We start from the raw sequence: 17,323 nt of genomic DNA, 5'->3' as shown, positions 1-17,323 counted from the left end.
CGTGGGAGAGGGCCGGGGTGAGGGCAACAGGCCGCACTCCCCTTTTTTCACCTAACTTACGAATATTTCTTCGTTCGCCGCGTCGGCGCAGTGTTCGCCGGATCGTCCGGCCAGACATGTTTGGGGTATCGCCCCTTCATCTCTTTCTGCACGTCACGGTAGCTTCCCGCCCAGAACGCCCCCAAATCTCGCGTGATCTGCAGCGGGCGATGCGCAGGCGACAGCAGCTCAAGCACTAACGGCACGCGCCCGTCAGCAATCGACGGCGTGGTGGCCTCACCAAACATCTCCTGCATCCGAACGGCCAGCGCCGGTGGATTATCCTCATGATAACGGACGGCAATCCGGCTTCCGGTCGGCACAGTGTAATGCCCTGGCAGTTCACTATCCAGACGTTGACGTAATGACCAGTCCAGTAAATTCTGTAACGCAGTCTTAACATCAAGCGCCTTAAGGGCGCGCAGCGAGTGCACGCCGCTCATTTGCGGCAGTAGCCAGCGCTCAAGCGTAGCCAGCAGCGTTTCATCATCCACCGCGGGCCAATCGTTTTCCGGTAGCCACTTCGCGGCGCAGCGCAGACGAATGCGGTACTGCTCCGCTTCCGGCGTCCAGTTCAGGACGCTCAGCCCTTTTTCCCGGATGCCGTTGAGCATCGCCTGATGCAGCTCGTCTTCCGACGGCTTCGCCAGCGGCGTCGTCCCGAGCGTCAACTTACCAATCTGGCTACGGCGAAACGCCTTCAGCGTGCCCTGGGCGTCGTCCCACTCCACGATGTCCGATTGCTGTAGCAGCTGCGGACAGGCTCGCGCCAGGGCGTCTATCTCTACCGCAACCGCCTGCAGGATACGCGCATCCGGGGAGTGACTCCCCTGGAGCAAGAGCGGCGCAATCAGCCATTCGTGACGCGTCAGCGCATCATCGCTGTCCAGCATCGCCCCCATGCCGTTTGCCAGCTGGTAGCGACCATCCAGCCCGCGCCGACGGGCAATCCTGTCCGGGAAGGCCTGGGCCAGCAGAAAGGCGATCTTTTCGCTGTCGGGCGACCCTCCCCGGCTATTGAGGCGTTTACACAGCTGCTGCGCCCGCTGCTGCCAGTTTCCCTGACTGCGTGAAAACGCCTGCCCCAGATCGCTGCTGCCACCGCGCGGCGGCTCCTCAAGGATAGACGTCAGTTTGGCCGCCGTGGCAATTTCATCATCCCCCTGCGCGGCCACCAGCATCGCGGCCAGACGCGGATCGTTGCCCAGCGCCGCCATTTTCTGGCCCCGCGCCGTCAGACGCTCGCCTTCCAGCGCGCCAAGCGCGGTCAGCAGGGTGCGCGCGGCAGCAAGGTTCACAACAGGCGGAGCATCAAGCCAGGTGAGCTGCTCAGGGTTCGGGCAGCCCCACTGCAGCAGATCCATCACCAGGCCAGACAAATCGCTTTGTAGAATTTCCGGCGTGCTTTGCTGCGCGGCGCGCTCCGCCTGTTCCGCGCTGGTCAAATGCAGGCAGATACCCGGCTCAAGACGCCCCGCGCGGCCCGCGCGCTGCACCATCGACGCCTGGCTGATGCGCTGCGTCAGGAGTTTTGTCAGCCCGGTGCGCGGGTCAAAGCTTGCCACCCGCTCCTGCGCGCTATCCACCACCAGGCGAATACCTTCAATGGTCAGGCTGGTTTCAGCAATATTGGTTGCCAGCACCACCTTACGCTGCCCCGCCGGGGGAGGAAGAATGGCTTTACGCTGCTCCTGAAGCGACAGTGCGCCGTAGAGCGGGCAAAGCAGCACATCGCCGCCAACGCGGGTAGAAAGCTGCTCCTGCACGCGCTGGATTTCGCCGACGCCCGGCAAAAACAGCAGCAGGGAACCGGCTTCCTGACGCAGCAGCTCGGCGGCGGCAATGGCGACCGCTTCGTCAAAGCGCTGGTGGGAGGGAAGCGGTTGATAGCGGCGCTCAACCGGAAAGGCCCGCCCTTCAGAACTGATGACCGGCGCATCGGGTAGCGCCTGCCGTAGCCGCGCGTTGTCCAGCGTGGCCGACATAATAAGCAGCCGGAGATCGTCGCGCAGCCCCTGCTGAACGTCCAGCAGCAGCGCGAGGGCCAGATCCGCCTGCAGGCTGCGCTCGTGGAACTCATCCAGTATCACCAGCCCGACGCCGGTCAGCTCCGGATCGTTTTGCAGCATACGGGTAAGAATGCCTTCGGTGACCACTTCAAGCCGCGTGGTGGGTCCCACGCAGGTTTCGGCACGCATCCTGTAACCTACCGTTTCGCCCGGCTTTTCGTTCAGCAGCTCCGCCAGACGCTGCGCCACGTTGCGCGCGGCCAGCCGGCGCGGCTCCAGCAGGATAATTTTCCCGCTGATGTTTCCGTCTTTCAGGATCTGCAGCGGCAGCCAGGTGGACTTACCCGCGCCCGTCGGGGCATTCAGCAGAACCTGCGGGGCATGGCGTAAGGCAGCGAGAAGCTCGGGAAGAATAACGGCGACCGGCAATGAGGACACTAACAGCTCCAGAGGGTTAACATTAGTCGGCGTACATTGTAGCATCGGCGCATATCATTACCGAGTCCTCCGTATGCCCGAGTCGAAACGGCTGTTTTTTGCCATTGAATTGCCCACCACGATACAGCGTCAGATTGTTCGCTGGCGCGCCGATCGCTTCCCGCCGGAGGCAGGCCGCCCCGTAGCGGCGGCCAACCTGCACCTGACGCTGGCCTTTTTGGGCGACGTCAGCGCCGAAAAGCAGCGGGCGCTAGCCGCCATGGCCGGGCGGATTTCTCAGCCGCCGTTTACGCTACACCTCGACGACGCGGGCCAGTGGCTGCGTTCGCGCGTGGTCTGGCTGGGCACGCGCCAGCCGCCGCGCGGTTTGTTACAGCTGGCAAATATGCTGCGCGCGCAGGCGGCGCGCAGCGGCTGCTATCAGAGCCCGCAGCCGTTTCATCCGCATATCACGCTGCTGCGCGATGCCGGTCAGGCCGTTGCCCTCCCGGCCCCGGGCTTTCACTGGGCCTTCCCGGTCAATGAATTCGCGCTTTACGAATCCGTCTTTACTCAAGGACGCACACGCTACACGCCGCTACAGCGCTGGACGCTGGGCGACACCGAAAGGAATTCTGATGAAGTTTAGTCCTCCCCTGCAGCACGCTACGCTTGTCCAACGCTACAAACGCTTCCTCGCCGACGTGGTGACACCTGAAGGGGAGACGCTCACTCTGCACTGCCCCAATACCGGAGCCATGACCGGTTGCGCCACCCCGGGTGACACGGTCTGGTATTCCACATCAGAAAATACTAAACGCAAATATGCCCATACCTGGGAAATGACTGAAACCCAAAACGGGGCATTTATTTGCGTTAACACCCTGCGCGCAAATCAGCTGGTTAAGGAAGCGCTGACCCATGGCACAATTCCTGAACTGGTGGGATATGGCACGCATAAAAGTGAAGTGAAATATGGCGATGAAGGCAGCAGAATTGACTTCATGTTACAGGCGGAAGACAGGCCGGAGTGCTATATTGAAGTGAAATCAGTGACGTTAGCAGAACAGGAAAACGGCTACTTCCCGGATGCGGTGACGCTACGTGGTCAGAAGCACCTGCGAGAGCTAATGAGTGTTGCGGCGGCGGGCAAACGCGCCGTATTGCTGTTTGCGGTATTGCATTCAGCCATTGAACGTTTCTCCCCTGCCCGCCATATTGATCCTAAATACGCGCAATTGTTGAATGAGGCACAAAAGCAGGGGGTAGAGCTTTTCGCTTATAAAGCGGAACTTTCTGCCGATAATATGACTCTGAGATCCTCTCTTCCCATTGTCTTATAAGGGATTAGACGATTGACGATTAAGTGTTCTGGCCGCGTGCGCAAATACGCTTTTCCTCACAGGCTTGTCAAGTGTTACGTTTAGATAATTGCCATCCGGAAAAGCATCTGCTATTTATAGCGACCTGATTTTTCCCCCAACACGGGGATCGATAGTGCGTGTTAAGGAGAAGCAACATGCAAGAAGGGCAAAACCGTAAAACATCGTCCCTGAGTATTCTCGCCATCGCTGGGGTGGAGCCGTATCAAGAGAAGCCGGGCGAAGAGTATATGAACGAAGCCCAGCTGTCGCACTTCAAGCGTATTCTTGAAGCATGGCGTAATCAACTCAGGGATGAAGTCGATCGCACCGTTACTCATATGCAGGATGAAGCTGCTAACTTCCCGGATCCGGTAGACCGTGCCGCTCAGGAAGAAGAGTTCAGCCTCGAACTGCGTAACCGTGACCGCGAGCGCAAACTGATCAAAAAGATCGAAAAAACGCTGAAAAAAGTCGAAGACGAAGATTTTGGCTACTGCGAATCCTGCGGTGTTGAAATTGGCATTCGTCGCCTGGAAGCGCGTCCAACCGCCGATCTGTGCATCGACTGTAAAACGCTGGCCGAAATCCGCGAAAAACAGATGGCCGGTTAATACCAGCGCTGTTTACCCACTCAAAGGCGGGAGTCTCTCCCGCCTTGTTACTGTTGATATGTCTGAATCACACTATATTGGGCGCTTTGCGCCATCTCCTTCCGGTGAATTACACTTCGGCTCATTAATTGCCGCGCTCGGCAGCTACCTGCAGGCTCACGCCCGTCGGGGAAAATGGCTCGTCCGCATTGAAGATATTGACCCACCGCGTGAAGTTCCCGGTGCAGCAGAGAGGATTCTGCGTCAGCTGGAACATTACGGTCTTCACTGGGATGACGAGGTTCTGTGGCAGTCAAAACGTCACGAGGCCTATCGGGAACGTCTGGCCTGGCTTCGCGATCGGGGGCTTTCCTATAACTGCACCTGCACCCGCGCGCGTATCCAGAGCGTGGGGGGCGTCTATGACGGCCACTGCCGCATGCTTAATCACCCTTCGGAAAATGCCGCCGTGCGCATTAAGCAGCGCTCTCCGGTGACGTGCTTTAACGATTTACTCTCCGGCGAGATTCATGCCGATGAACGTCTCGCGCGGGAGGATTTTATCATCCACCGTCGCGATGGCTTGTTCGCCTACAACCTTGCCGTGGTGGTGGACGATCATTTTCAGGGCGTGACGGAAATCGTGCGCGGGGCGGATCTGGTCGAGCCGACCGTGCGGCAAATCTCGCTGTATCACCAGTTTAGCTGGACGGCGCCGGACTACATTCATCTGCCGCTGGCGGTCAACGCGCAGGGCCTGAAATTGTCAAAGCAGAACCACGCCCCGGCCCTGCCGGACGGCGATCCGCGTCCTGTTTTGATCGACGCGCTGCGATTTCTCAACCAGAATGTAATCAACGAATGGCAGGATCTGCGTATTGACGAACTGCTGAAAATGGCCGTTGCCAACTGGACGCTCGCGGCGGTGCCAAAAATCCAGCATTCTCAAATGCGTTGCGCTGAGCTATGATTAGCCGCTTTTTTCATAACAAAACACACTACGAGGTGTACCATTTTTACCCGAGTCGCTAATTTTTGCCGTAAAGTGCTAAGCCGCGAAGAGAGCATGGCGAACGATGCTATTGCACAGCCACACATGTCGGTTATTCCGCGTGAGCAGCACACTATTTCCCGCAAAGATATCAGTGAAAATGCCCTCAAGGTGCTCTATCGTCTGAATAAAGCGGGCTACGAGGCCTATCTCGTGGGCGGTGGAGTGCGTGATTTACTGCTGGGCAAAAAACCCAAAGATTTCGACGTGACGACCAGCGCCACGCCTGAGCAGGTGCGCAAATTATTCCGCAACTGCCGTCTCGTTGGCCGTCGTTTCCGTCTGGCTCACGTCATGTTTGGGCCGGAAATTATCGAAGTGGCGACCTTCCGCGGCCACCACGAAGCGGGCGCGTCCGATCGCACCACGTCGCAACGCGGTCAGAACGGTATGCTGCTGCGCGACAATATCTTCGGCTCTATTGAAGAAGATGCCCAGCGTCGCGACTTCACCATCAACAGCCTGTATTACAGCGTGGCGGATTTCACCGTGCGCGACTACGTCGGCGGCATGCAGGACCTGAAAGAGGGTCTGATTCGCCTGATCGGCACGCCGGAAACGCGCTACCGTGAAGATCCCGTGCGCATGCTGCGCGCCGTGCGTTTCGCCGCCAAGCTCAATATGCGCATCAGCCCGGAAACGGCAGAGCCTATTCCTCGTCTGGCGACGCTGATCAACGACGTGCCGCCTGCCCGCCTGTTTGAAGAGGCGCTGAAGCTGCTGCAGGCCGGTCACGGCTTTGAAACCTATAACCTGCTGCGCGAATACAACCTGTTCCAGCCGCTGTTCCCGACCATTACCCGCTACTTCACCGAAAACGGTGACAGCCCAATGGAGCGGATGATTGCACAGGTGCTGAAAAACACCGACACCCGCATTCGCAACGACATGCGCGTGAACCCGGCGTTCCTGTTTGCGGCGATGTTCTGGTATCCGCTGCTGGAAACGGCACAGCGCATTACCCAGGAGAGCGGGCTCGCCTATTACGATGCCTTCGCCCTGGCCGCCAACGACGTGCTGGACGAAGGGTGCCGCACGCTCGCTATTCCGAAACGTATTACCACCCTGGTGCGCGATATCTGGCAGCTTCAGCTGCGCATGTCCCGTCGTCAGGGTAAACGCGCCTGGAAGCTGATGGAGCATCCTAAGTTCCGCGCCGCGTTCGATCTGCTCTCGCTGCGTGCTGAAATCGAACGCAATCAGGAGCTGCAGCGCCTGGCGCAGTGGTGGGCCGAATTCCAGGTCTCCGCCCCGCCGGAGCAAAAAGATATGCTTACCGGGCTGGATGAAGAGCCGGAACCGCGTCGCCGCCATCGTCGTCCGCGCAAACGCGCGCCGCGTCGTGAAGGGACAGCATGACCCTCGCGTATATCGCCATCGGCAGTAATTTAGCCTCCCCGCTGGAGCAGGTGAATGCTGCCGTACAGGCGCTGGGCGAGATCCCACAGAGCCAGATCGTGGCAGTCTCCTCGTTCTATCGCACGCCGCCGCTGGGCCCGCAGGATCAGCCCGATTATCTCAATGCCGCCGTGGTGCTGGAAACGGCCCTCGGTGCCGAAACGCTGCTGGACCACACCCAGCGCATCGAACTGCAGCAGGGCCGCGTGCGCAAAGCCGAGCGCTGGGGACCGCGCACGCTGGACCTCGACATCATGCTGTTTGGTCACGAGACCATCAACACTGAGCGTCTTACCGTTCCGCATTACGACATGAAAAATCGCGGGTTTATGCTCTGGCCGCTCTTTGAAGTCGCCCCCGATCTCACCTTCCCGGATGGCCTCCCGCTTCGGTCCATTCTGGACAGCCTCAATGCGGAAAGACCCGCCCGCTGGTGATCGGGCTCCCCTGCCGATTAGCCTCAGAATAATTGTGGCTAATCGATTACCTAAAATCATTGTTCCCTCGAATGTTACTGTTAGAATGCGCAAAGATTCGCTTTTGGGCTCTCAGGAAACAGTATGAAACCAACCACCATCTCCTTACTGCAGAAATGCAAACAGGAAAAAAAACGCTTCGCCACCATCACCGCGTATGACTACAGCTTCGCCAAACTGTTTGCCGAAGAGGGTATCAACGTCATGCTGGTGGGAGATTCGTTAGGGATGACGGTACAAGGACATGATTCCACCCTGCCGGTCACGGTTGAGGATATCGCTTACCATACCAGCGCCGTGCGTCGGGGTGCCCCGGCCTGCCTGCTGCTCTCCGATCTGCCGTTTATGGCCTACGCCACGCCGGAGCAGGCGTTCGAAAACGCGGCGACGGTGATGCGTGCCGGTGCCAATATGGTCAAAATTGAAGGTGGCGCCTGGCTGGTGGAGACGGTGAAAATGCTCACCGAACGCGCCGTGCCGGTGTGCGGCCATTTGGGCCTGACGCCGCAGTCCGTCAACATCTTTGGCGGATATAAAGTGCAGGGCCGCGGTGACGCCGCTCAGACGCTGTTTGATGATGCCCTGGCGCTGGAAGCCGCGGGTGCCCAGCTGCTGGTGCTGGAGTGCGTGCCGGTTGAGCTGGCGAAGCGTATCACCGACGCGCTGTCCATTCCGGTGATTGGTATTGGCGCGGGCAACGTGACCGACGGTCAGATTCTGGTGATGCACGACGCCTTTGGCATCACCGGCGGGCATATTCCGAAGTTTGCCAAAAATTTCCTCAGCGAAGCGGGCGACATGCGCGCCGCGGTCAGGCAGTATATTGCCGACGTTGAATCCGGTGTTTACCCGGGTGAAGAACACAGTTTCCATTAAGGAGTCTCGTTGTGCTAATCATTGAAACCCTGCCGCTGCTTCGCCAGCACATCCGCCGCGCGCGTCAGGAAGGTAAACGTATCGCACTGGTCCCGACCATGGGCAACCTGCATGACGGCCACATGAAGCTGGTCGACGAAGCCAGAGCCCGTGCAGATATCGTGGTGGTCAGTATCTTCGTTAACCCCATGCAGTTTGACCGCGCCGACGATCTGGCACGCTACCCGCGCACCCTGCAGGAAGACTGCGAGAAGCTCAAAAAACGCCATGCGGATATTGTCTTCTCTCCGGCGCCGTCGGACGTGTACCCTCAGGGTACCGATGAGGCCACTTACGTTGACGTGCCGGGCATTTCCACCATGCTCGAAGGCGCCAGCCGGCCGGGCCATTTTCGCGGCGTGTCGACCATCGTCAGCAAGCTGTTCAACCTGGTACAGCCGGACGTGGCCTGTTTTGGTGAGAAAGATTTCCAGCAGCTGGCGCTGATCCGCAAAATGGTTGCGGATATGGGTTACGATATCGAGATTGTGGGCGTACCGATTGTGCGCGCCAAAGACGGTCTGGCGCTCAGCTCGCGAAATGGCTACCTGACCGCCGACCAGCGTAAAATCGCCCCGGGCTTAAGCAAGGTCATGAACACCATGGCGGAGCAGCTTCTGGCAAAAGAGCTGGCGGCAGAAGAGATTATCGCCCTCGCTGAACAGGCGCTGAATGATAAAGGCTTCCGCGCTGATGATATTCAAATTCGCGACGCCGACACGCTTCTGGAGCTTACGCAGACCAGCAAACGTGCGGTCATTCTGGTGGCGGCATGGCTTGGTCAGGCCCGCCTAATCGACAATAAAGTGGTTGAACTGGCGTAGGTTCTCCTGGCCGGAAGATAAAAGGTAAACGTAATGATTCGCAAAATGCTGCAAGGTAAGCTTCACCGTGTGAAAGTCACCCAGGCCGACCTGCACTATGAAGGCTCCTGCGCCATCGACCAGGATTTCCTCGACGCGGCGGGTATTCTTGAAAACGAAGCCATTGATATCTGGAACGTCAACAACGGCAAACGTTTCTCCACCTATGCCATTGCCGCCGAGCGCGGGTCCAAAATCATCTCCGTCAACGGCGCGGCAGCGCACTGCGCGGACGTGGGCGATATCGTGATCATCGCCAGCTTCGTGATGATGTCTGACGAAGAGGCGCGTCGCTGGCAGCCAAAAGTCGCCTACTTTGAAGGCGACAATGAGATGAAGCGCACCGCGAAGGCGATTCCGGTTCAGGTCGCCTAAGCGCTACCCCTGCGGCTGATTGCTGATCAGCCGCGACATCGTCTCCAGCGAATCCGTTCTAAGAATATACAGACGCTTCAATAAGAACGGATTATCCCCCGGCTTAACCTTCCCTCGTACCGTCGTCACCGCCAGATGGAACCCGGCGTCATTCGCGGCTTTGATCGCCTTATCGTCGTAACCGCCGAACGGATAAGAGAGGTAAAGCACGTGCGGGTTAAACTGCGCCAGATCCCGTCGTGAGCGCTTAAAATCAAACAGAATATTGTGATAGCTGCGGCTCAGTAAAATGGGCTGATGGTTGTCGTCAACGCGATGCAGGAAGTGCGTGTGGGACTGATAGTCGAACACGTCATGCATCTGCTCCAGCTCCGACACGCTCATAAACTGCAGGAATTTTGGCGCCCACTTTTGCGGGTGGCGCTTGATGCGCGACGAGATAATAAACGCCGTGGCCTTAAAGCCATACGCTTTGAGGATCGGATAAGCGTAGCGGTTAACGGACTTCAGGCCATCGTCGAAGGTAATCACCACCGATTTCGCCGGCAGGTTCATCTTGTTGCGTACGTACCCTTCCAGCTGGTACATCGTCAGTGTGGTGTAGCCCTGGTCGCGCAGCCAGGTCATCTGGTTGCTGAACGCACGCACGCTGGTCGTCGTGGAGGTATGGCGAAAACGGGTGTTCTCTTCGTCACGCAGGATATGGTGATAGGTAATCACCGGAATGCCGTTGTCTTCCTGCGCGTCCAGGCTGCTGATCCAGGCCAGGCGGTTGCCGATGCGGATCTGGAACCAGGTCTGATTCAAACGGTCTTTGAGTTTGTTCAGGATCGGATAGCGTAGATTGGCGCTTAGGGTGCCGAAGGGGGCACTGCCGTTGTTCGGGGCGTTATAAACGGGCGTGTCTTTCCACGTTATCAGGTTTTGATTGCTCAGCGGTTTATTCAAATCCCCCAGGCCATCCTCAACGCGCTGTTTGCCCTGCACCGGCTCCAGGTGGCCTTTGTCGATAAAGCCCGAGCCGAAGCCGAAGCGAAATTCATAATAGTCCGCCGCCGCAGGCACCACGGCGAGGATCTGCCCTGCCCGCACGTTGCCGACGTTAATAACGCTATTGCCGACCTGGGCCCAAATCGCCGCATCTTCGGTGGTTTGCATATATTGAGCAGGCAATCTTTGCTGACTTAATAAACTGGCAAAAGACGTGCCGGACACGAACATCAAAAACAGGAAAACAATACGCGTGAACATGAGGTTCTTATTCGAAGCGGAAATACTTATGTCATTGTAGCAAAAGCGACATCAATACCAACGTTTAATTCTTATACAGGTCATGGAGCAGGACGAAGGGCGGATTTTTTTGCTGCTGATGCCATAAGCTGCTGACGTCCGGAGCACCCTGCCCGACGATAGCGTTACGGAACGCCGCGCTGGTTAATATTTCGCGCTGGGGATACATCATTTCAAGTAATGGAAAGCTAATACCGGAGATCACCTCGCAGCAGTCGTGCTTGTGGCTCAGCAGGGCCGCAGCACGGTAAGGCGCCGCGCCGGATTTATCGGTAAGAAAAATGACGCCCTCTCCGGAGTCGGTTTCGTGCAGGGCATCGCACATCATCCGGCCCAGCATGTTGGTGCTTAAGCCGCGCCAGTAGTTGACGGCACGACACTGTGGCAGCGGACCAAACCTGGCTTCCAGCTTCAGCAACATGTCCTGCGCCCGTTCATCGTGGCAGGTGATAACCCATCCCAGCATAACTCTCTCCTTAGCAGGCAAGTAGTTTAGCGGAGTGAAGGTTAGCTTTCGGTGATAGCTGTCAAAGAAAGCGCCCGGCAAACAGCACGTTGCCGGGCAACAGATTAGCTGCGCAGACCGCGCCCGCGCTGGATCAGATACCAGCACAGCAGGTAGAAGGCAATGATGAACACCACCAGCACCGCCACCGTGGTAAACAGCGGCACGTCGGTGATCCCAAGGAAGCCAAAGCGGAAGCCGCTGATCATATAAACAATCGGGTTCAGGTGCGACAGCGCCTGCCAGAAAGGCGGCAGCAGCGTCAGGGAGTAGAACACTCCACCGAGATAGGTCAGCGGCGTCAGGACGAAGGTCGGGATCAGGCTAATGTCGTCAAACGTTTTGGCGAACACGGCGTTCAGCAGACCGGCCAGCGAGAACAGAATTGCCGTCAGGAGCAGCGTCAGCGCGACAAACAGCCACGAGTGGACCTGGAACGGCACGAAGAACAGCGAAATCGCCGTGACCAGGATCCCCACGCACAGCCCGCGCGCCACGCCGCCACCGACGTAGCCCGCGATAATGACGTGCGTCGGCACGGGCGCGACCAGCAGCTCTTCGATATTGCGCTGGAACTTGGCGCTAAAGAACGACGACGCCACGTTCGCATAGGCGTTGGTGATCACCGCCATCATGATCAGCCCCGGGACGATAAACTGCATATAGGTAAAGCCGTGCATCTCACCAATCCGGGAGCCAATCAGGTTACCGAAGATGATGAAATAGAGCGTCATGGTGATCACCGGCGGCACCAGGGTTTGCACCCAGATACGCATAAAGCGGTTAATCTCTTTCGCCCAGATACTTTTCAGCGCGACCCAGTAAAGATGCGTCATGCCTTGTCTCCTTGTTTATCCTGCACCAGAGAGACAAACAGCTCTTCCAGTCGGTTCGCTTTGTTACGCATACTCAAGACCTGAATCCCCTGCGCGCTCAGCTGCGAGAACACGCTGTTAATCCCCTGCTCGCGCAGCACTTCAACTTCCAGCGTTGAGGTGTCGACGAGACGGTACTGATATCCTTCGAGCTTCGGTAGCGGGCTTTTTGCCGCCAGATCGAGAATAAACGTTTCGGATTTCAGCTTGGAGAGCAGGTTCTTCATCGAGGTGTTTTCCACCAGCTCGCCGTGCTGAATGATGCCGATGTTGCGGCACAGCATTTCGGCCTCTTCCAGATAGTGGGTGGTCAGAATAATGGTGGTGCCTTTGTCGTTGAGATCTTTCAGGAAGCCCCACATGGAGCGGCGCAGCTCAATGTCTACGCCCGCCGTCGGCTCATCGAGAATCAGCAGCTTTGGCTCGTGCATCAGCGCGCGGGCAATCATCAGGCGGCGCTTCATCCCGCCGGACAACATCCGCGCGCGTTCGTTACGCTTTTCCCACAGATCGAGCTGCTTCAGGTATTTTTCGCTGCGCTCCAGCGCCTCTTTGCGCTCAACGCCGTAATAGCCCGCCTGGTTAACGACGATTTGCTGCACCGTCTCGAACGGGTTGAAGTTGAACTCCTGCGGTACCAGCCCCAGCTGGCGCTTGGCGTTAACCACATCTTTTTGCAGATCGTAGCCGAACACGCTGACGCGGCCGGAGGTTTTGTTCACCAGCGAGCTGATGATCCCGATGGTGGTGGATTTCCCCGCCCCGTTCGGCCCCAGAAGCGCGTAAAAATCCCCGGCTTCTACTTTCAGATCTATTCCGCGCAGCGCCTGAACGCCACCCGAATAGGTTTTTTTAAGCTGCTCAAGCTCCAGTGCAATTGCCATGAATTTAACTTACCTTCAGTTCTGACACACGTTGTGTGGTTTCATTAAAAGTCGGGTTACCCTATAGTAGCGCAACGCAATTACTTGGCTACAGGTCGCTAACCTCCATGAACGACATAGATACACTCATTAGCAACAATGCACTATGGTCAAAAATGCTGGTGGAGGAAGACCCCGGATTTTTTGGAAAACTGGCGCAGGCACAGAACCCGCGCTTTCTCTGGATTGGCTGTTCCGACAGCCGCGTGCCCGCCGAACGTCTGACCGGTCTTGAGCCTGGCGAGCTGTTTGTTCACCGTAATGTCGCCAACCTGGTGATTCACACCGATCTCAACTGTCTTTCTGTGGTTCAGTATGCCGTTGACGTTCTGGAAGTCGAGCACATCATCATTTGTGGCCACTACGGCTGCGGCGGCGTGCAGGCGGCGGTAGAAAACCCGGAGCTTGGGTTGATTGATAACTGGCTGCTGCACATCCGCGATATCTGGTTCAAACATAGCTCACTGCTGGGTGAAATGCCGCAGGAGCGCCGCATGGACACCCTGTGCGAGCTTAACGTGATGGAACAGGTGTATAACCTTGGGCATTCGACCATCATGCAGTCAGCGTGGAAACGCGGGCAGAAGGTTTCGATCCACGGCTGGGCGTACGGCATTCACGACGGTCTGCTGCGCAATCTGGAAGTCACCGCCACCAACCGCGAGACGCTGGAGCAGCGTTACCGTTCAGGGATTGCCAACCTCAAGCTTAAGCATGTGAACCACAAATAAACAAAGCCGGGTGGCGGCTGCGCCTTACCCGGCCTACATTTTCGCACTCGCAGGCCCGGTAAGCGCAGCGCCACCGGGCAAAAGCGCTACTCGTCGAGAATCACAACCTTGCCCACATACGGCAAATGGCGATAACGCTGCGCGTAGTCGATACCGTAACCCACCACGAATTCGTCCGGAATCGAGAAGCCGACGAACTCAACCGGCACCTGTACTTCACGGCGCTCAGGTTTATCCAGCAGCGTACAAATCGCCAGCGATTTCGGCTCGCGCAGGCTGAGGATCTCGCGCACTTTAGAGAGCGTGTTGCCGGAGTCGATAATGTCCTCAACGATCAACACATCTTTGCCACGAATATCTTCATCCAGATCTTTCAGGATTTTCACATCACGGGTGGTGGACATGCCGCTGCCGTAGCTGGAGGCGGTCATAAAATCGACCTCATGGGGCACATGCACTTCACGGCACAGGTCGGCCATGAACATGAAAGAGCCGCGCAGCAGACCAACCAGCACCATTTCGCTGCCGCTGTCCTTGTAATGTTCGGTGATTTGACGACCCAGTTCGGCGATACGCGCTTTGATCTCGGCTTCCGGGATCATCACTTCAACAGTATGTTTCATATTACTAACCAAATGATTTTAATGAAAATCTCTCAATACGGATGAGTTAATATCCAGCACTGATACGCAAGCCAGCTATTATATCAGCAAATGGATAACCCTGGCGTATGAGTTATAAAAAGCAAATATTGTGATTCCGATCACACTTGTTAATACCTATAATTAGTTGCTAGCAAATTATTAACAAAAACTGACGAGTACACTTTCTATGGCTGAAACACACTCTAAACAGCCGCGTCTACTGGTGACACTAACAGCGTTATTCGCCGCCTTCTGCGGCCTGTACCTGTTAATCGGTGGCGTCTGGCTTGTCGCGATCGGCGGCTCCTGGTACTACCCGATTGCGGGCCTGGTTATGCTTGGCGTAACCGTCCTGCTCTGGCGTAGAAAACAATCTGCACTGTGGCTGTATGCCGCACTCCTCCTTGCCACCATGATCTGGGGCGTCTGGGAAGTCGGCTTTGACTTCTGGGCACTGACGCCGCGCAGCGATATCCTGGTCTTCTTCGGTATCTGGCTGATCCTGCCGTTCGTCTGGCGTCGCCTGATCGTGCCGTCCAGCGGTGCCGTTGCGGCGCTGGTGGTGGCCCTGCTGATCAGCGGCGGTATCCTCACCTGGGCAGGCTTTAACGACCCGCAGGAAATTCACGGCACGCTGAACACCGAATCGACGCCAGCTGCGGCTATCTCGCAGGTTGCTGACGGCGACTGGCCGGCCTATGGTCGTAACCAGGAAGGTCAACGCTATTCCCCGCTGAAGCAGATTAACGCGGACAACGTTAAGAACCTGAAGGAAGCCTGGGTATTCCGTACCGGCGACCTGAAGATGCCGAACGATCCGGGTGAACTGACCAACGAAGTGACCCCGATTAAGGTCGGCAATATGCTTTATCTGTGTACAGCGCACCAGCGTCTGTTCGCGCTCGACGCGGCCACCGGTAAAGAGAAATGGCACTTCGATCCGCAGCTGAACTCCAACCCGTCGTTCCAGCACGTGACCTGCCGCGGCGTCTCTTACCACGAAGCGCGCGCCGATAATGCGAGCCCGGAAGTGGTTGCCGACTGTCCGCGCCGCATCATGCTGCCGGTGAACGATGGTCGTCTGTTCGCCATCAATGCCGAAACGGGCAAGCTGTGCGAAACCTTTGCCAACAAAGGTATCCTGAACCTGCAGACCAACATGCCGGACACCACGCCGGGTCTGTATGAGCCAACCTCACCGCCAATCATCACCGATAAAACCATCGTGATTGCCGGTTCGGTAACGGATAACTTCTCCACGCGCGAAACCTCTGGCGTCATCCGCGGCTTCGACGTGAACACCGGTAAACTGCTGTGGGCCTTCGACCCGGGTGCGAAAGATCCGAACGCGATCCCGTCAGACGAGCACACCTTTACCTTCAACTCGCCAAACTCCTGGGCGCCTGCGGCGTATGACGCGAAGCTGGACCTGGTCTACCTGCCGATGGGCGTCACCACGCCAGATATCTGGGGCGGTAACCGCACGCCGGAGCAGGAACGCTATGCAAGCGCCATCGTGGCGCTGAACGCGACCACCGGCAAGCTGGCGTGGAGCTACCAGACCGTACACCACGATCTGTGGGATATGGATATGCCGTCCCAGCCAACGCTGGCGGACATTACCGTTGACGGCAAAACCGTTCCGGTGATTTACGCTCCGGCGAAAACCGGCAACATCTTCGTGCTGGATCGCAGCAACGGCAAGCTGGTTGTGCCTGCACCGGAAAAACCGGTCCCGCAGGGCGCGGCGAAAGGCGACTACGTCTCTAAAACGCAGCCGTTCTCTGACCTGAGCTTCCGTCCGAAGAAAGACCTCAGCGGGGCAGACATGTGGGGTGCCACCATGTTTGACCAGCTGGTGTGCCGCGTGATGTTCCATCAGCTGCGCTATGAGGGCATCTTCACGCCGCCTTCCGAGCAGGGCACGCTGGTCTTCCCGGGGAACCTGGGGATGTTCGAGTGGGGCGGTATCTCCGTTGATCCTAACCGTCAGGTGGCAATCGCCAACCCAATGGCGCTGCCGTTCGTTTCCCGCCTGATCCCACGCGGTCCGGGCAACCCGATGGAGCCGCCAAAAGACGCGAAAGGAACCGGCACCGAAGCCGGCATCCAGCCGCAGTACGGCGTACCGTTCGGCGTAACGCTGAACCCGTTCCTGTCGCCGTTTGGCCTGCCGTGTAAACAGCCTGCCTGGGGTTATATCTCCGGTCTGGATCTGAAAACTAACCAGATCGTGTGGAAAAAACGTATTGGCACACCACAGGACAGCATGCCGTTCCCGATGCCGGTTCCGGTGCCGTTCAATATGGGTATGCCAATGCTGGGTGGCCCAATCTCCACCGCCGGTAACGTGCTGTTCATCGCGGCAACCGCAGATAACTACCTGCGCGCGTACAACATGACCAACGGTGAAAAACTGTGGCAAGGCCGTCTGCCAGCGGGTGGACAAGCTACCCCGATGACCTATGAAGTGAATGGCAAGCAGTACGTTGTCATCTCTGCGGGCGGTCACGGTTCGTTTGGCACGAAGATGGGCGACTATATCGTCGCGTATGCGCTGCCTGACGAAAACAAGTAACTGAAAAAGCCGGGTGGCGGCTACGCCTTACCCGGCCTACGGAAAGATGCAAAACGGCAACCTCGGTTGCCGTTTTTATGTTTGTTCCCTCTCCCCGTGGGCTGAGAAATCCCCAGTAATTTTCAAACCTAAAGCAATGTATGTGCCATCAGGGTTATGAATGCCTTACAGCGATGCCCCGGTCCGGCTGTAAATCGCCGAAGCGTTTCCGGAAGGCCGGGGCGAGGCGCAGGGATGCGCCGAGAGGGCGTGGCCTGCAGGGATGCAGGCTCATGCCCGA

Annotated in this window: 17 protein-coding genes; 11 read left to right on the top strand and 6 right to left on the bottom strand. The window is 57.5% G+C overall.

Annotated features, from left to right (window positions below; translation table 11 throughout):
- Positions 1-56 precede the first annotated feature (56 nt).
- Entirely contained in the window at positions 57-2,486 is a 2,430-nt protein-coding gene (hrpB, locus tag ACMWKK_RS19725; RefSeq protein WP_161656597.1) for an ATP-dependent helicase HrpB, read from the bottom strand.
- Between the two features lie 73 nt (positions 2,487-2,559).
- Here hrpB and thpR point away from each other — a divergent pair, with 73 nt between their 5' ends.
- The 9 genes from thpR to panD all read left to right on the top strand — a co-directional run bounded on the left by thpR (position 2,560) and on the right by panD (position 9,497).
- Positions 2,560-3,114 carry an RNA 2',3'-cyclic phosphodiesterase gene (gene thpR, locus ACMWKK_RS19720; RefSeq protein ID WP_112781048.1) on the top strand — a complete coding sequence of 185 codons (555 nt, stop codon included), beginning with the start codon at positions 2,560-2,562 and terminating at the stop codon, positions 3,112-3,114.
- Entirely contained in the window at positions 3,104-3,808 is a 705-nt protein-coding gene (gene sfsA, locus ACMWKK_RS19715; protein WP_045327782.1) for a DNA/RNA nuclease SfsA, read from the top strand. The genes thpR and sfsA overlap by 11 nt, the downstream gene beginning before the upstream one ends.
- A 176-nt stretch (positions 3,809-3,984) precedes the next feature.
- Positions 3,985-4,440 carry an RNA polymerase-binding protein DksA gene (dksA, locus tag ACMWKK_RS19710; RefSeq protein WP_001155232.1) on the top strand — a complete coding sequence of 152 codons (456 nt, stop codon included), beginning with the start codon at positions 3,985-3,987 and terminating at the stop codon, positions 4,438-4,440.
- A gap of 58 nt (positions 4,441-4,498) precedes the next feature.
- Positions 4,499-5,389, top strand: coding sequence for a tRNA glutamyl-Q(34) synthetase GluQRS (gene gluQRS / locus ACMWKK_RS19705; protein WP_112781047.1), 891 nt, complete (start codon positions 4,499-4,501; stop codon positions 5,387-5,389).
- 42 nt (positions 5,390-5,431) lie between these two features.
- Entirely contained in the window at positions 5,432-6,829 is a 1,398-nt protein-coding gene (pcnB, locus tag ACMWKK_RS19700; RefSeq protein ID WP_072254544.1) for a polynucleotide adenylyltransferase PcnB, read from the top strand.
- Positions 6,826-7,305 (top strand): 2-amino-4-hydroxy-6-hydroxymethyldihydropteridine diphosphokinase, encoded by a 480-nt coding sequence (gene folK / locus ACMWKK_RS19695; protein WP_112781045.1) that lies wholly within the window; start codon positions 6,826-6,828, stop codon positions 7,303-7,305. Before pcnB ends, folK begins: the two co-directional genes overlap by 4 nt.
- Before the next feature lie 123 nt (positions 7,306-7,428).
- Positions 7,429-8,220 (top strand): 3-methyl-2-oxobutanoate hydroxymethyltransferase, encoded by a 792-nt coding sequence (gene panB, locus ACMWKK_RS19690; protein WP_112781044.1) that lies wholly within the window; start codon positions 7,429-7,431, stop codon positions 8,218-8,220.
- Between the two features lie 11 nt (positions 8,221-8,231).
- Complete coding sequence (panC, locus tag ACMWKK_RS19685) at positions 8,232-9,083, top strand: pantoate--beta-alanine ligase (protein WP_045327771.1); 852 nt, start codon at positions 8,232-8,234, stop codon at positions 9,081-9,083.
- Positions 9,084-9,116: 33 nt separating this feature from the next.
- Entirely contained in the window at positions 9,117-9,497 is a 381-nt protein-coding gene (panD, locus tag ACMWKK_RS19680; RefSeq protein ID WP_003856284.1) for an aspartate 1-decarboxylase, read from the top strand.
- A 3-nt stretch (positions 9,498-9,500) separates the two neighbouring features.
- Here panD and ACMWKK_RS19675 read toward each other — a convergent pair whose 3' ends face one another.
- From ACMWKK_RS19675 to ACMWKK_RS19660, 4 genes are all read right to left on the bottom strand, one after another.
- Complete coding sequence (locus tag ACMWKK_RS19675; protein WP_406542916.1) at positions 9,501-10,748, bottom strand: polysaccharide deacetylase family protein; 1,248 nt, start codon at positions 10,746-10,748, stop codon at positions 9,501-9,503.
- A 64-nt stretch (positions 10,749-10,812) separates the two neighbouring features.
- Positions 10,813-11,253: a PTS sugar transporter subunit IIA gene (locus tag ACMWKK_RS19670; RefSeq protein WP_112781043.1), complete on the bottom strand. Its 441-nt coding sequence runs from the start codon at positions 11,251-11,253 to the stop codon at positions 10,813-10,815.
- Between the two features lie 104 nt (positions 11,254-11,357).
- Positions 11,358-12,128: an ABC transporter permease gene (locus tag ACMWKK_RS19665; protein ID WP_023334536.1), complete on the bottom strand. Its 771-nt coding sequence runs from the start codon at positions 12,126-12,128 to the stop codon at positions 11,358-11,360.
- Positions 12,125-13,051, bottom strand: a complete 927-nt coding sequence (locus ACMWKK_RS19660; RefSeq protein ID WP_023332105.1) for an ABC transporter ATP-binding protein — start codon at positions 13,049-13,051, stop codon at positions 12,125-12,127. The genes ACMWKK_RS19665 and ACMWKK_RS19660 overlap by 4 nt, the downstream gene beginning before the upstream one ends.
- Positions 13,052-13,158: 107 nt before the next feature.
- Here ACMWKK_RS19660 and can point away from each other — a divergent pair, with 107 nt between their 5' ends.
- Complete coding sequence (can, locus tag ACMWKK_RS19655; protein ID WP_014882586.1) at positions 13,159-13,821, top strand: carbonate dehydratase; 663 nt, start codon at positions 13,159-13,161, stop codon at positions 13,819-13,821.
- A gap of 86 nt (positions 13,822-13,907) precedes the next feature.
- Here can and hpt read toward each other — a convergent pair whose 3' ends face one another.
- A complete protein-coding gene (hpt, locus tag ACMWKK_RS19650; protein ID WP_112781042.1) occupies positions 13,908-14,444 on the bottom strand; it encodes a hypoxanthine phosphoribosyltransferase in 537 nt (178 codons plus the stop codon).
- 208 nt (positions 14,445-14,652) lie between these two features.
- Between hpt and ACMWKK_RS19645 the strand changes: the two genes are divergently transcribed.
- Positions 14,653-17,043, top strand: a complete 2,391-nt coding sequence (locus ACMWKK_RS19645) for a glucose/quinate/shikimate family membrane-bound PQQ-dependent dehydrogenase (protein ID WP_045327762.1) — start codon at positions 14,653-14,655, stop codon at positions 17,041-17,043.
- Positions 17,044-17,323 lie beyond the last annotated feature (280 nt).

This window comes from Enterobacter sp. 01-M-03-SI-ECC, from assembly GCF_047530215.1.
GTDB classification, from domain to species: Bacteria; Pseudomonadota; Gammaproteobacteria; order Enterobacterales; family Enterobacteriaceae; genus Enterobacter; species Enterobacter chengduensis.
This window is presented reverse-complemented; position numbering and strand designations above follow the sequence as displayed.